Origin of the sequence: Sphingomonas sp. GlSt437 (genome assembly GCF_048015635.2) — a bacterium.
GTDB lineage: Bacteria > Pseudomonadota > Alphaproteobacteria > Sphingomonadales > Sphingomonadaceae > Sphingomonas.
The window spans coordinates 537984-552145 of the sequence record NZ_JBPGYA010000002.1; the positions used below are offsets into that span (position 1 = coordinate 537984).

Genomic DNA, 14162 nt, shown 5'->3' on the forward strand with positions numbered 1-14162 from the left:
ATTAAAGGGAGCAGGCGCCGATCATGGAGAATCAGCTGTCACGCGATACGCTGTTCGTGGCGCTGACCCGTCCCGTCATGTTCGCCGGCGTGACCTATACGTTTTTCGTCATCAATTTCATCGTCTCGACCGAATTCTTCCTGATTTTCCGCTCGATCTGGGCGGTCGTATTCGCGCTTGTCGTCCACATCGCCGGTGTGCTTGGCTGCCTGCGCGAGCCGCGCATCTTCGACCTGTGGCTCACGCGCATCAGCACCTGCCCGCGGGTGCGCAATTATCGATACTGGCGATGCAACTCTTACCGCGCGTGACGACGCCCGCCGAGCTGTTCGAGCGCGAGAAGCCGGCCGGCAGCCGGCTGCCTTATGCGTACCATGTCGACGACACGATCGTTGCGCTGCGCGATGGCCGGCTGATGCTGGCGATCGGGCTCGGCGGCTTGCTGTTCGAAACCGCCGATACCGCCGACCTCAATTACCGCAAGGACATGCGCGACGCGATGCTGCGCGCGATCGCCTCGTCGCGGTTCGCGCTCTACCACCACATCATCCGCCGCCGCGTCCACCCGACCAGCGAGGGCACGTTCGCCGACGAGTTCAGCGGCCGCCTAGATGCTGCCTGGCAAGCCAAGCTCGCCGCGCGCGAGCTTTATGCGAACGAGCTGTTCCTCACCGTGATGCGCCGCCCGGCGCGCGGCGGCGCGGGCTTTGCCGACGCGATATCGCGCGCGCTCGGCCGCAATTTCAGTCGCGAGCAGCGCGAGGCCGAGCAGGCCGCCGAAGTGCGCGCGCTGGCGGCGGCGGGCGACCAGCTGATCGGTGCGCTGGCTGCCTATCAGCCGCGCGTGCTCAGCATCTACGAGACTGCCGACGGGCTGTTTTCGGAGCCGCTCGAATTCCTATCCGCGCTCTACAACGCCGATCTCAGGCCAGTGCGCGCCCCCAATGGCGATATTGGCGAATATCTGCCCTACAGGCGCGTCAGCTTCGGCGCCGACACGATCGAGCTTGGCGCGGTGCCCGGCATGGCGCCGAGCCTCGCCGCCATGGTGTCGGTCAAGGATTATCCGGCGCAGACCAGCCCCGGCATGCTCGACGACCTGCTGCGCGTGCCGAGCGAGATGGTGGTGACGCAGAGCTTCGCCTTTGTCGATCGCGCGCCGGGCCTCGCCCGCATGAACCACGCGCTGCGCCGCATGCGCGCGTCGGACGACGAGGCCTTCAGCCTGCGCGCCGAACTTGCCCAGGCCAAGGATGCGGTCGCCGCCGGCCGCGCGGCGTTCGGCGAGCATCACCTGACCATCATGGTGCGCGGCGCGACGCAGGCGGAAGTCGATGGCGGCGTCGCCGAGGTACAAGCATCACTGACCGATCTCGGCATGATCGCGGTGCGCGAGGATCTGGGGCTGGAACCGGCGTTCTGGGCACAATTCCCCGGCAATTTCCAGCATATCGCGCGCCGCGCTTTGGTCGGCTCGGCCAATTTCGCCAGCCTCGCCTCCAGCCATAATTTCGCGATGGGGCAGGCCGAGGGGAATTTCTGGGGCAGCGCGGTCACCTGCCTCGAGACGACTGCCGCCGGGCCTTATTATTTCAACTTCCACCAGGGCGATCTCGGCAATTTCACCGTCATCGGGCCATCGGGGTCGGGCAAGACGGTGCTCGTCAATTTCCTGCTGGCGCAGGCCCGCCGCTTTGCCCCGCGCATTATCTTCTTCGACAAGGATCGCGGCGCAGAGCTCTTCATCCGCGCGATCGGCGGCCATTATGACGTGCTGCGCCCCGGCATCCCGAGCGGCCTCAACCCGCTGCAGATGGAGGACACCGCCGAGAACCGCCGCTTCCTCAGCGAATGGATCGCGCGGCTGGCCCGCGTGCAGGACGACGCCGCGCTGACGCCTGCCGAAGCGCGCCTGATCAAGGATGCGGTCGACGCCAATTTCGTCGCGCCCCTGCCCTATCGCCGCTTGCGCAGCTTCGTCGAACTGCTGCGCGGTGATGCCCGCCCGCGCGCGCAGGACCTTTATGCGCGGCTCCGTCCCTGGTGGGGCGAGGGCGAGCATGCCTGGCTGTTCGACAATGAACGCGATGCGCTCGACTTGACCAGCGACACCGTCGGCTTCGACATGACGCGGCTGCTCGACGATCCCGTGCTGCGCACGCCGGCGATGATGTACCTCTTCCAGCGCGTCGACGAGCGGATCGACGGCACCCCCTCGATCATCGTCGTCGATGAAGGCTGGAAAGCGCTGGACGACGATGTCTTCGTCCAGCGCATCCGCGATTGGGAAAAAACCATCCGTAAACGCAACGGCATCGTCGGCTTCGTCACGCAAAATGCCGAGGACGCGCTGGCCAGCCGCATTTCGGGCGCGATCATCGAGCAATCGGCGACGCAGATCTTCACTGCCAATCCCAAGGCCAAGGCCGAGGATTATATCGAGGGCTTCGGCCTGACGCCGCATGAGTATGAGCTGGTCCGCACGCTGCCCGACAATGCCCACAGCGTGCTGATCAAGCATGGTCGCGACAGCGTCGTCGCGCGGCTCAACCTGTCGGGCGAGCGCGACCTGCTGACCATCTTGTCGGGCCGCGAGCGCACAGTGCGGCTGCTCGACGATATCCGCGCACGCACCGGCGATGATCCCGCGGCGTGGCTGCCCGAATTGCTGAAGGTGGCGTGATGGCGGCCTGCGCGCCCTTCGATCCCGCCGCGCCCTACACCGCCTCGGTGCTGGCATGGGTCGATTGCCAGGCCGATGGGCTGAGCGAAGGCGGCTTCCACGCTTTGGGGCCGGGCAGCGCGTTCGGCCTGGCGCTGACGGGGATGCTGACGATCTTCGTCGCGCTGATCGGCTATCGCCTGCTGCTCGGCGAGCGCTTCGACGCGCGCGACGGGGTGATGTCGGCGTTGCGCATCGGCCTGGTGCTGACCTTCGCAACGCAATGGGTCGCTTATCGCGCGGTCGTCTATGATACCGCGACGCAGGGCCCCGGCCAGATTGCGTCCGCCCTGCTCACCCCTGATAATGGCGCGGCATTCGGCGTTGGCGATCTTGCCGATCGCGTCGACGGCGTGTCGGCGGCCTTCGCCGACTTGCTGACACCGCCGCGCACCCCGGTCTCGACCCCGAGCCCCGCAGCAACGCCAACGCCCGGCGAGCCCACGCCGCTCGCGCAGCAGCAGCCGACGGCTCACGATCTGCCGGTCGAGGCACGCCAGCCGATCGCCTCGGCGGCGGGGTTGCTCGTCACCAGTACGCTCGCCGGGCTGGTGTCGGTGCGGATGGTGATCGCGCTGCTGCTCGCGCTCGGCCCCGGCTTCATTGCGGCGTTGCTGTTCGATCAGACGACCGGGCTGTTCACTGGCTGGGTGCGGGTGCTGGCCGGCGCGATCATCGGCGGCGCGGCGGCGCCGGTGGTGATCGCGATGGAGCTTTCCATCCTGGTGCCGCAAGTGCTGGCGCTGCGCGACCTCGTCGATGCGAGCGCGCCGGTCGGCGCCTTGCCGATCGAAATCCTGGCGACGACCAGCTTGTTCGCCCTCGTGATGCTCGCGGCTTTGCTCGCGGCGGCGCGGGTGGGGTTGGGCTTCCGCTTCGAATGGTCGCGGCTGAGCGATCTCGGCCGGGCGATGTCGGCGCGGATGGCATCATCGGCCAGCATCGCTCCGCCGGCGCTCGCCTTTGCCGGCGACAACACCGCCAGCAACGACCGCAGCCGGCCGCAACGCATTGCCGATGCGATGATCGCGATGGACCGCCGCGATCGCGAAACCGCCGCCACGCCCGGCATCGCCATCATCGATCGCCCGGCTGCAACGACGCAGCGCCTGGCTGACGAAGTCGCATCGCCGCTCGCGCAACCGCTCGGCCAGACCGGCCGCCGGCAAGCGCCGCGCGCCTCGCGCGCCGGGGCCAGAAGGGACGCCACAGGATGAACAAGCCGACCACGCCCAAGATCGATCGCCCCGCCTACCACAGCCGCATGGCGACCTGGGCCGAGGACGTGCAGGCCGCCGAGGCGCGCTCGCGCCGCACCGCGTGGATCGTCGCTGGCATCGCGACGACCATTGCGGCGCTGGAAGCGCTGGCGATCATCAGCCTGGCGCCGCTCAAGACCGTGGTGCCTTATACCGTGCTGGTCGATCGCACGACGGGCTTCACCCAGACGCTCGACGGCACGCATCCGCAGCTGATCAAGCCGCAATCGGCGCTGGTCCAGTCGATGCTCGCGCAATATGTAATCGCGCACGAGACGTTCGACCTCACCACAACGGCCGAACAGTATAAGAAAGTCTCGCTCTGGTCGGCCGGCGATGCCCGCACAGCCTATCTGTCGCTGATGCCGACGAGCAATCCGCAAAGCCCGCTCAACCTTTATCCCCGCACCGCGCTGGTCGCGACGACGATCGAGAGCGTGTCGATCACCGGCCCGCAAAGCGCGTCGGTGCGCTTCATTACCGATCGGCGCGATACGCCGTCGTCAGCAGCGGTGCGAAATTACTGGTCGGCGGAGCTGCGCTATCGCTTCACTGGCGAGCCGATGGATGTCGAAGACCGGCTTGAGAACCCACTCGGCTTCCAGGTCGTCTATTATCGCCGCGACCAGGAAGCGCCGCCAGCGGCGGCAGTATCCGGCCCGGCGGTCCCGCCCTCGACCGTCATCGGCGCAACGCCGGGCGCGGGTCAAGTCACGACGGTAACACCCCCCGGCGCACCGCTCGGCAGCACCCTCATCGGCCCGCGTCCGCAGCCGACGCCGGTGTCGCGCCCATTGGGCACGCCATGATGCACCGGCTCGCGATCGCCCTTGCCCTGTTGCTGCCTGCCTCGGCGCTCGCCGAAGTCGTGCCGCAACCCGGCGCGCGCGATCCGCGCATCCAGACGGTGATGTACGATCCGCAGGAAGTCGTTGCGCTGCACATCACGCCGGATATCGCAACGACGCTGTTCTTCTCGTCCGACGAGCGGATCGAGACGGTGACCTTGGGCGATCCCGGCAGCTGGTCGGTCCAGGTCGACCATCGCGCCGATACGCTGGTGGTGAAGCCGTCGGGCGGCGCCACCACCAACATGACGGTCATCACCGACCAGCATGTCTATAATTTCGCGCTTTACAGCACCAGCGGGCGCTATGGCGTCGCGCCTTATCTCGTCCGCTTCACCTATCCTGCGCCGGTCAGCGAGACCGCCACAGCGACCAAAACCCCCGGCCGCTATCGCCTGCGCGGCGCCCAAAACCTCTGGCCAAGCGCGATCAGCGATGACGGCACCGCAACCTCGATCCAATGGGCCGCCAGCCACGACCTCCCCGCTGTCTATAGCGAAGACGGCAAGCACAGCATGAGCCTGGTCAACGGTCTGATGCGCGACGGCACCTATGTGATTGACAGCGTCCATGACCGGCTGGTGTTCGTGCTCGGCCATGACCGTGCGACCGCGACGCGGCTGGGCGAGGGCAAGAAGAAATGAGCCTGGCGCCGACATCTTCGCCTGATCCGCGCGGCGCGCTGCCGGAGCGCGATCCGCGCCCGACCGTGGCCGTACCCCGCGATGCAGTGCCGCTGCCGGCTTTGATTGCACTCGGGGTGATCCTGACGCTTGGCTTGTTCCTATACCTGAACGGGCAGCGATTGGCGCAGTTGAAGGGCACCGGAGACGACGCGACCAGCAAAGCGGCCCGCGCGCCCACCCCGCCGCCACCGCTGATCGTGCCGCCGCCGCCCGAGCCGGTGATCATCACGCGCGAGGTGCCCGTGCCAGCGCCAAGCCCGAAACCCGCTCCCGTTGCGCCTGTCTACGTAGCGCGGCCGGTACCCGCTGCCCCGCCGCCGCCGGCCTTCGCACCGGTTTCGACGCCCAAGCCCGTGGCTGAAGGGACATCTCGACCGTCATTGGTCGTCGATCTCACCAGTGGTCAGGGTGCGGCGGTCAATGGCACTGGTGGGGCGGCGCCCGCCAACGCGAATGCCGCGGCCGGCGCCGACGCGGACGAAGCGGTGCGCGCGACGATCATCAAAGGGCGCGCCTCGATCATCCCGCAAGGCGCGATCATCGACGCAGTGCTGGAAACGCCGCTCAACTCCGACCGGCCGGGCTTGGCGCGCGCAATCGTCTCGCATGACGCGCGGGGTTTTGACGGAACCCGGGTGCTCATCCCGCGCGGCAGCCGGCTGATCGGCGAATTTCGCGCCTCGAACGCCCCCGGCTTGAGCCGCGTTCTCGTCACCTGGACGCGATTGATCCGCCCCGATGGCGTCGCCATCCGAATCGGCTCGCCGGCGACCGATACGCTGGGCGGCGCGGGCATCGCCGGCTCGGTCAACACCCATTTCTTTGAGCGCTTCGCCAGCGCCGCGTTGCAATCGGCCTTGGCAATCGGCGTCAATGTCGCGTCGCAAGTGCCGAATAATGGCAATAGTTCGATTTATCTCGGGTTGCCGGCGCAAGCGTCACAGCTCGGCCAGCAACTCATTCCCAACGTCAACCGCCCGCCGACGGTCAAGGTGCGCGAAGGCGCGCCGGTCGCGATCCTCGTCGCCCACGACCTGGATTTCGCGGGCACGCCGCCGCTGAAATAATGGCGCGCGCCAAACCTGCCGCCGCCAACATGAGCGAAGGCGCGCTTTCCTATCTCGACGTCTATCTCGCGCCGCTGCTGCCAATCCTGGCGCGTGCCGACGTGACCGACATCCTGATCAACCGGCCCGGCGAAATCTGGGTCGAGACGCTCGGCGGAGCGATGGAACGCATCGCCGATCACGCGATCGACGAGCAACGGCTCCGCCATCTCGCGCGCCAGATCGCCAGCCTCAATCACCAGGGGATCAGCCGCGAGCACCCGTTGCTCGCCGCGACGTTGCCTGATGGCGCGCGCGTGCAAGTCGTGGCGCCCCCGGCGACGCGGGGGCATATGGCGATCGCGATCCGCAAGCATGTGATGCCCGATTTGCGGCTCGGCGATTATGTGAGCGGCGGCGCTTTTGCGGAGACGCGCGTCAATATCGGCGCCGCGCCGCAATCCGCGCTTGCGCTTCCCGCCAGCGACAGCCCCGGCGCGGTCGCGAGTTTCCTCGCCGATCTGGTTCGCGAGCGGCGCAATGTGCTCATCTCGGGCGGCACCGCAACCGGCAAGACGACGTTCCTGAATGCACTGATCAAGGAAATCCCGGCGCAGGAGCGGCTGGTCCTGATCGAGGACACCGCCGAGCTCAGCATCGCCCACGACAATGTCGCTGCGCTGATCGCGACCAAAGGCGAACAGGGCGAAGCACTGGTGACGGCGGAGGATCTGCTCCAGGCCGCGCTGCGGATGCGGCCCGATCGCATCATCCTGGGCGAGCTGCGCGGGCGCGAGGCCTATACCTTCCTGCGCGCGGTCAACACCGGCCATCCGGGCTCGCTGTCGACGATCCACGCCGACAGCCCCGAAGGCGCGCTCGAACAGCTCGCGCTCATCGTGCTGCAATCGGGCACTCAGCTCCGCCGCGACGACATCCTCGATTATGCCCGCCAAGTGATCGACGTGATCGTCCAGCTCGAGCGGCGCGATGGCGAGCGCCGCATTGCCCGCGTGATGCTGACGCGCGGCTAAGCGGGCCTTTCCCGCGCCAGCGCGAGGAAGAGCGGCGAAGGGTTACGGCCAACTCGGCCGTTAAATTGGAGCGAAGGTAGAATTAAGCGTAGCGTTTCATCTGTCCGTCACTTGCCGCGGGCATGCTGACGTGACAGGTTTGTCGACCGGGGAGGGTAAGGGCATGGCGAGCGTGACTGCCGATGTGGAGGATGCGCCCACTGTAATGGTCGACGCCGACCCTGCCGCCAGGCCCCTTCCGCCAGCGGCGACGCTGCTCGCGGGCGCGAGCATGCTGACGCTGGCCGCCTGCGGCGGTGACGGCGGTGGATCGGGCGGCATTACAGCCGGTGGCGGCACCCCGACGCCCACCCCCACGCCGACCCCGGTCGCGCTTACCCAAACCCAATCCTCGCGTTTCCTGTCGCAAGCGGCGATCGGCTACAGCAAGACCGACATCACCAGCATTGCCGGGTCCACCTCCTTCGACGGCTGGATCACCAGCCAGTTCGCGATCGCGCGGCCTCAGAAATTCTGGGATTTCCTGATCGCCGGCGGCTACGACGCTGCCACCAACGTCAACACGACCAACGGCTATGAGCCGATGATCTGGTCGCAGCTGATGGGCAGCACCGACATCCTGCGCCAACGCGTCGGCCTGGCGTTGCTCAACCAGTGGGTCGTCAGCATCGACGGCTTTGCGAGCAGCTGGCGCGCCTTTGTGATGGCGGCATATCTCGACATTCTGTGGGACAATGCGTTCGGTAATTATCGCGACATCATGGAAGGCGTTTCAACCAGCGTCGCGATGGGGCTATACCTCACTTTCCTCGGCAGCATCAAGGCGAACCCGGCGACCGGCGCCATTCCCGATGAGAATTACGCGCGCGAGCTGATGCAGTTGTTCACGATCGGGCTCTACCAGCTCAATCAGGACGGCACACAGGTGCTGTCGGGCGGCAACCCAGTGCCGACCTACGCGCAGGATGACGTATCGCAAGGCGCGCGGGTGTGGACAGGCTACACCTATGCCAACACCGACAACACCACGCCGGCGCGGATGCGGCTGCCGATGATGATCAACGCCGCCAATCACGAAACTGGCGCGACGAGCTTCATCGGGATCAGCATCCCCGCCGGCAGCGATGGCGCCACAGCGCGCAAAATCGCGCTCGACGGGTTGTTCAACCACGCCAATCTGCCGCCGTTCGTGTCGAAACAGCTGATCCAGCACATGACCACGAGCAACCCCTCGCCCGCTTATGTCAGCCGGGTCGCGGCGGCGTTCATCAACAATGGCAGCGGCGTGCGCGGCGACATGAAAGCGGTGATCCGCGCGATCCTGACTGATGCCGAGGCGCGCGACGACACCCAGGTTAGCAGCACAAGCTCTGGCAAGCTGCGCGAGCCGGTCGTGCGACTGGTGCAATGGGCGAAGGCGTACAACGTCACCTCGCCAACCAACCAATGGCCGTTCGGCAATGTCTCGTCGATCGCCAATCGCATCGGCGAGAGCCCCGGCCATGCGCCGAGCGTGTTCAACTGGTTCCGCCCGGGCTACACGCCACCGGGCACGACCATTTCGTCGGGCGGGCTGGTCGCGCCCGAATTCCAGGTGACCAACGAACCGTCGGTCATCGCTTACGTCAATTACATGCAGCAAGTCATCGCCAACGGTGCCGGCGAGGCGAAGGCCGATTACTCGTCATTGACCGTGCTCGCGACCGACAGCCAGGCGCTGTTGAACGAGCTCAATCTGGTGCTCGCTGCCAACCAGATCAGTGCCGCGACGATCGCGCAGATGAAAGCGGCGCTCGACACCATTTCGATCGCGACCAGCGCCGGCATCAATAACCGCATCTATGCGGCGATCGTGCTGGTGATGGCATCGCCCGAATATCTCGTGTTGCGCTGAAGGGGAGACGGAACATGAGCAACGACGTTTCACGCCGCGCCTTCTTAAAGCGCGCTTCCGCCCTCTCGCTGGCGGGATCGGCGACCCCGTTCGTGATGAATCTGGCGGCGATCGGCGAGGCAGCGGCCGCGACCGCCAGCGATTACAAAGCGCTGGTCTGCGTGTTCCTCTATGGTGGAAACGACTACGCCAACACCTTGGCGCCGTATGACAACAGCCGATACGCAGTGTACGCCGCGCAGCGGACCGGGCTGAACTATACCCAGGCGCAGCTTGCCGCGACGGTGCTCAACCCCTCGGTCGCGCTGCCCGGCGGCGCGCAATATGCGCTGGCGCCTGAACTCGCCAAGCTGCTGCCGATCTTCAACGCCGGCAAGATGGCGGTGATGCTCAACCTGGGCACGCTCGTCCAACCGACGACCAAGGCGCAATATCAGGCGAAAAGCGTGCTGCTGCCGCCCAAGCTGCTCAGCCACAACGACCAGCAAAGCTATTGGCAAGCCTCCTCACCCGAAGGCGCAGCGTCAGGCTGGGGCGGGCGGATCGGCGATTTGCTGCAATCGGGCAATGGCACGTCGACGCTGACCTGCATCAACGCGGCGGGCAATGCGGTTTTTCTGACCGGCAAGGCCGCGGTACAATATGCGGTGACGCCATCGGGCCCGATCGCGCTCAATGCGCGCAACAGCCTGCAAGGCTCGACCCAGGCAGCGAGCGTGTTGACCTCGCTTATCAACGGCTCGCTGACCGGCAATCATCAGTTCGAAAGCGCGCTGGGCACGGTCGGCGGCCGCGCGCTCAACCTCTACACCCAGGTTTCCACCGCACTGGCCGGCGCCCAGGCGACGACGACGCCCTTCCCTGCCGCCGCAGACACCCAAAGCTCGCTCGGCGCGCAATTGCAGCTTGTCGCCAAGATGATTTCGGTCAGCCAGCAGCTCGGCGCCAAGCGGCAAGTGTTCTTCGTTTCGACCAGCCGGTTCGACACGCATGACGGGCTCGATACATTGCACCCGGTGCTGCTCACCAACCTCGCCGATGCGTTACGCGCTTTCTACGACACCACGGTCGAGCTCGGCGTTGCCAACCAGGTGACGACCTTTACCGGATCGGACTTCGGCCGCGCGCTCACCTCGAACAATGACGGCACCGATCATGGCTGGGGCAGCATGCATTTCGTGCTCGGCGGCGCAGTGAAGGGCGGACGCTATTACGGCGTCAACCCGACGCTCGCCAATAACGGCCCCGACGATATCGGCCAGGGCCGCCTGATCCCGACCATGTCGGTCGACCAATATGGCGCGACGCTGGCGAGCTGGTTTGGGGTTGCAGCGTCCGACTTGCCGACGGTGCTGCCCAACATCAACAACTTCGCGGGCTCGACATTGGGGACCAATGTGGGGTTTGTCTGACCGCTAAGGGGCGACGCTCCCGTCGGGACGTGCTACGATGGGCCATGGCTGACCCATCACCGACCGCGACCCCAGGCCCCGTCGGCGGCGAAAACGTCCCCCTGGGCGACGCTGCGTTCAAGCCTCAAGTCAGCCACGCCGAAGGCGCGATCGCGACAACGGCGTTTCACCTGATCGAGCGGCTGCTGCTCGCGCTTGTTGCGCTGATGACGTTGGGCGGCGCGGTGGCGGAGATCATCGATATCTACAACACGCGCTCGATCACGCTCGCCGACATCCTGCTGATGTTCCTCTACACCGAAGTGATCGGCATGGTCGGGGTGTTCTACACCGGCAAAGGCGCGACCTTCATCTACCCGATCTTCATCGCGATTACCGCGCTGGCGCGATTGATCGTGCTGCAGAGCAAGAACATGGCCCCGGAAAATATCGTGTTCGAAGCCAGCGCCATCCTGCTGCTCGCCATCGCCGCTGCCGTGATCACGCGGACCAGCCTGCCCGCCGACGAAAGTAGCGCAGCGCAGTAGACCCGGTTGACATCGGGTTGGCTCGCGATCGCTCATGGCGAGCGTAGCGACGTAATCCCGGCCGCCGCTGTCCTACCGGTGACTGTCGGATTATCCTGGCGGCGCGCTCGGTCCAATCGTCGGTGCCACTCGGTCAGGCCAAATGCTGCGCCGGTTGGCCTGACCGCAAAAGCCCCATGGTCAGTGGGAACATTAGGGAACATTCGCGCGAAACGACATTGTTTTAAGTGACTTACTACCAAGGGATCGGATGACCCCATCTCCCCGTCATCGCCCCGTGCGCAGTTGCTGCTGGCCGGGCGCCCACCGATCTGCGGAGAACTGCAGACATGATCGCTTCCAAGCACCGCGTGCCCTTCATCCTCGCGACGATTTTCATCGATGCGATGGGGTTCGGCCTCGTCATGCCGGTGCTCCCACAGCTGTTGATGCATATCGGCGGGCTCGATCTGTCGCACGCGATCAATGTCGGCTCGTGGATGGGGCTGTGCATGGCGCTGGCGACGTTCTTCGCCGCGCCCGTGATCGGCAATTTGAGCGACCGGTTCGGCCGACGGCCGATGCTGCTCGCGGCGCTGGGCCTGCTGGCGATCGATTATCTGGTGATGGCAGCGGCGAGCAGCCTGGCGCTGTTGTTCGTCAGCCGCACGCTGTCGGGCGGGTTCGGCGGCAGTTACGGCGCGGCTCAAGCGGCGCTGGCCGATTCGACCAAGCCCGAGGATCGCGCCCGCACCTTCGGCTATGTCAGCGCGGCGTTCGGCGTCGGCTTCGTGGTCGGGCCGGCGATTGGCGGTCTGCTGGGATCACTGGGCGATCGCGCCCCGTTCATCGCGGCGGCAGCGCTGGCCGGCACCAATTTCGTCTATGGCCTGACCGTTTTCCCCGAAACCCTGCCGCCCGAACGCTGCCGCGCCTTCGCCTGGTCGCGCGCCAACCCGCTCGGTGCGCTGAAAGCGGCGCGTGCAGTAACGGGGATGACCGCGGCGGCGGGCGTGCTGGTGCTGTGGCAGATCGCCAGCCTCGTCTATCCGCTCACCTGGAGCTTTTACACCATCGCCGCGTTCGGCTGGTCGAGCCAGATGATCGGGGCGAGCCTGGCGATCGTCGGCTGCGTCATCGCGGCGAGCCAGACCTTGCTGACCGGCCCGATGGTTAAGCGCTTTGGCGAGCGCGACGCAGCAACGATCGGCCTGATCGCGGCAACCGCGGCGTTCCTGGTCTATGCCTTCGCGCGCACGACATGGATGGCGTTTGTGCCGATGCTGGGCATCGCGATCCAGAGCCTCGTCCAGCCGAGCCTGATGGCGATGCTCTCGCGCCGCGCCACGCCCGAGACGCAAGGCGAAGTGCAGGGCATCGCCGCAATGGCGATGGGCGTCGGCTCGGTCGCCGCGCCGCTGATCCTGACGCAACCCCTCGCCTGGTTCACCGCGAGCGACGCGCCCGTCTATTTCCCCGGCGCGGCGTTCATCGTGGCGGCAACCTTCGCGCTCCTGGCGCTGGTGCGACTGCGGGGGCTGCCGAGGGTAGTGCCGGGGTAATGGGATTCAGAGTGATAGAGGTTATCTCTCGGGCAAGCGCCGAAAAGATGGAGCGACAACGGCATGCCTAAACGAACCGCTGTTCTCAGTTCAGTCGTCACGCTGATTGTCGGCTTCTGGATGGGTTGGATGTTCGGTCACGGTAGAATCGTTACCCCGCCGGAAGTGGACCCGATCGCTGCCGCAAGGGCTTACGCCGTCACCCATTATCCGCGTCAATTCGGCACCGCCGGCACCGAACTGACCTACACTGCCGAGGACAGCAGAGATTCGTGGATTGTCGAAGTCGCCCCACAAGGGCAGATCGGCGGAGGGATACGCCTGATTGTCAGACGTAAAGACGGGTATGTGGAGCTGGTCGGAAAAACTCAGTGACGCGAAAGCGCGATTTAGAGGCGAGCACCTCCGGCGACCTAAATCCCGCCCTCAACCACCGTCCGCCCCGCCGCCTCCAGCCGCGCGGTGATATCCGCAACGCAGGCATCGACCAGCGCCTGCTCGGTTGCGCGGACCACGAAGTTCGCGCCCACCCGGCCTTCGCGGAAGAAGGGATAGCTGCCGATCGCGACGCCTTCATGCGCGCGCTCGGCTTCGCGGAGCAGGTCGGCGACTTCGCTCTCGGCGACCCAGCAGCCGATGGTGCGCGAGAGCACGGGCTGGCCGCCTTCCAGCGTCCCCGTCAGCGCGTCCAGCATCCCGGCGGTGATGTGCGGTACACCTGCCATGATGAAGATGTTGCCGATGCGGATACCCGGCGCGCCCGACAAGCGGTTCTCGATCAGCTCGGCGCCCTCGGGCACCCGCGCCATCCGCATCCGCGCCTCGGTCAGCCCGCCGCGCGTTTCATAATAGCGCTCCAGCACCGCCAGCGCCTTGGGGTGATGGACGACGCCGACGCCGAGCGCCACCGCAATCGCATCGACGGTAATGTCGTCATGCGTCGGGCCGATGCCGCCGGTGGTGAACAGATAATCATTACGCGCGCGTAGGATATTCACCGCCTCGACGATCGCCTCAGTCCGGTCGGCCACCACGCGCACTTCGGCCAGGCGAATGCCCTGGACGTTCAGCCACACCGCGATCTGCGCGACATTCTTGTCCTGGGTGCGCCCCGACAGGATTTCATCGCCGATCACCACCAGCGCTGCGGTCCAGATACGCGTCGTCATGGCCTGCGCCTTAGCCGCTCCGCC

Annotated in this window: 13 protein-coding genes; 12 read left to right on the top strand and 1 reads right to left on the bottom strand. The window is 66.1% G+C overall.

The window, feature by feature from the left end; genetic code table 11:
• Positions 1–23 precede the first annotated feature (23 nt).
• The 12 genes from ACLB0R_RS12055 (at position 24) to ACLB0R_RS12110 (ending at position 13344) form a co-directional block, all read left to right on the top strand.
• Positions 24–311 carry a type IV secretion system protein VirB3 gene (locus ACLB0R_RS12055; protein ID WP_416643452.1) on the top strand — a complete coding sequence of 96 codons (288 nt, stop codon included), beginning with the start codon at positions 24–26 and terminating at the stop codon, positions 309–311.
• Positions 290–2683: a VirB4 family type IV secretion/conjugal transfer ATPase gene (locus ACLB0R_RS12060; protein ID WP_416643451.1), complete on the top strand. Its 2394-nt coding sequence runs from the start codon at positions 290–292 to the stop codon at positions 2681–2683. The genes ACLB0R_RS12055 and ACLB0R_RS12060 overlap by 22 nt, the downstream gene beginning before the upstream one ends.
• Positions 2653–3939 carry a type IV secretion system protein gene (locus ACLB0R_RS12065; protein WP_416643450.1) on the top strand — a complete coding sequence of 429 codons (1287 nt, stop codon included), beginning with the start codon at positions 2653–2655 and terminating at the stop codon, positions 3937–3939. The genes ACLB0R_RS12060 and ACLB0R_RS12065 overlap by 31 nt, the downstream gene beginning before the upstream one ends.
• Positions 3936–4790, top strand: coding sequence for a virB8 family protein (locus ACLB0R_RS12070; RefSeq protein WP_416643449.1), 855 nt, complete (start codon positions 3936–3938; stop codon positions 4788–4790). The genes ACLB0R_RS12065 and ACLB0R_RS12070 overlap by 4 nt, the downstream gene beginning before the upstream one ends.
• The gene (locus tag ACLB0R_RS12075) at positions 4787–5473 is read left to right on the top strand and encodes a TrbG/VirB9 family P-type conjugative transfer protein (protein WP_416643448.1); all 687 of its coding nucleotides are present in this window, start codon (positions 4787–4789) and stop codon (positions 5471–5473) included. Before ACLB0R_RS12070 ends, ACLB0R_RS12075 begins: the two co-directional genes overlap by 4 nt.
• Positions 5470–6582: a TrbI/VirB10 family protein gene (locus ACLB0R_RS12080; RefSeq protein WP_416643447.1), complete on the top strand. Its 1113-nt coding sequence runs from the start codon at positions 5470–5472 to the stop codon at positions 6580–6582. The genes ACLB0R_RS12075 and ACLB0R_RS12080 overlap by 4 nt, the downstream gene beginning before the upstream one ends.
• Positions 6582–7595 (top strand): P-type DNA transfer ATPase VirB11, encoded by a 1014-nt coding sequence (virB11, locus tag ACLB0R_RS12085; RefSeq protein ID WP_416643446.1) that lies wholly within the window; start codon positions 6582–6584, stop codon positions 7593–7595. Before ACLB0R_RS12080 ends, virB11 begins: the two co-directional genes overlap by 1 nt.
• Positions 7596–7758: 163 nt before the next feature.
• The gene (locus tag ACLB0R_RS12090; protein WP_416643445.1) at positions 7759–9489 is read left to right on the top strand and encodes a DUF1800 domain-containing protein; all 1731 of its coding nucleotides are present in this window, start codon (positions 7759–7761) and stop codon (positions 9487–9489) included.
• Positions 9490–9503: 14 nt separating this feature from the next.
• A complete protein-coding gene (locus ACLB0R_RS12095; RefSeq protein WP_416643444.1) occupies positions 9504–10901 on the top strand; it encodes a DUF1501 domain-containing protein in 1398 nt (465 codons plus the stop codon).
• Between the two features lie 44 nt (positions 10902–10945).
• The gene (locus ACLB0R_RS12100; RefSeq protein ID WP_416643443.1) at positions 10946–11428 is read left to right on the top strand and encodes a phosphate-starvation-inducible protein PsiE; all 483 of its coding nucleotides are present in this window, start codon (positions 10946–10948) and stop codon (positions 11426–11428) included.
• Positions 11429–11757: 329 nt separating this feature from the next.
• Complete coding sequence (locus ACLB0R_RS12105) at positions 11758–12969, top strand: MFS transporter (protein ID WP_416643442.1); 1212 nt, start codon at positions 11758–11760, stop codon at positions 12967–12969.
• A 63-nt stretch (positions 12970–13032) separates the two neighbouring features.
• A complete protein-coding gene (locus ACLB0R_RS12110) occupies positions 13033–13344 on the top strand; it encodes a hypothetical protein (protein ID WP_416643441.1) in 312 nt (103 codons plus the stop codon).
• Positions 13345–13382: 38 nt separating this feature from the next.
• On the opposite strand, the gene ACLB0R_RS12115 is transcribed toward ACLB0R_RS12110, so the two are convergent.
• Positions 13383–14138 (bottom strand): competence/damage-inducible protein A, encoded by a 756-nt coding sequence (locus tag ACLB0R_RS12115; RefSeq protein WP_416643440.1) that lies wholly within the window; start codon positions 14136–14138, stop codon positions 13383–13385.
• Positions 14139–14162 lie beyond the last annotated feature (24 nt).

Bases quoted from the DNA above. Each gene is read 5' to 3' on its own strand.
- ACLB0R_RS12055 (WP_416643452.1), top strand. From the start codon at position 24: ATGGAGAATCAGCTGTCACGCGATACGCTGTTCGTGGCGCTGACCCGT.
- ACLB0R_RS12060 (WP_416643451.1), top strand. From the start codon at position 290: ATGCAACTCTTACCGCGCGTGACGACGCCCGCCGAGCTGTTCGAGCGC.
- ACLB0R_RS12070 (WP_416643449.1), top strand. From the start codon at position 3,936: ATGAACAAGCCGACCACGCCCAAGATCGATCGCCCCGCCTACCACAGC.
- ACLB0R_RS12075 (WP_416643448.1), top strand. From the start codon at position 4,787: ATGATGCACCGGCTCGCGATCGCCCTTGCCCTGTTGCTGCCTGCCTCG.
- ACLB0R_RS12080 (WP_416643447.1), top strand. From the start codon at position 5,470: ATGAGCCTGGCGCCGACATCTTCGCCTGATCCGCGCGGCGCGCTGCCG.
- virB11 (WP_416643446.1), top strand. From the start codon at position 6,582: ATGGCGCGCGCCAAACCTGCCGCCGCCAACATGAGCGAAGGCGCGCTT.
- ACLB0R_RS12090 (WP_416643445.1), top strand. From the start codon at position 7,759: ATGGCGAGCGTGACTGCCGATGTGGAGGATGCGCCCACTGTAATGGTC.
- ACLB0R_RS12095 (WP_416643444.1), top strand. From the start codon at position 9,504: ATGAGCAACGACGTTTCACGCCGCGCCTTCTTAAAGCGCGCTTCCGCC.
- ACLB0R_RS12100 (WP_416643443.1), top strand. From the start codon at position 10,946: ATGGCTGACCCATCACCGACCGCGACCCCAGGCCCCGTCGGCGGCGAA.
- ACLB0R_RS12105 (WP_416643442.1), top strand. From the start codon at position 11,758: ATGATCGCTTCCAAGCACCGCGTGCCCTTCATCCTCGCGACGATTTTC.
- ACLB0R_RS12110 (WP_416643441.1), top strand. From the start codon at position 13,033: ATGCCTAAACGAACCGCTGTTCTCAGTTCAGTCGTCACGCTGATTGTC.
- ACLB0R_RS12115 (WP_416643440.1), bottom strand. From the start codon at position 14,138: ATGACGACGCGTATCTGGACCGCAGCGCTGGTGGTGATCGGCGATGAA.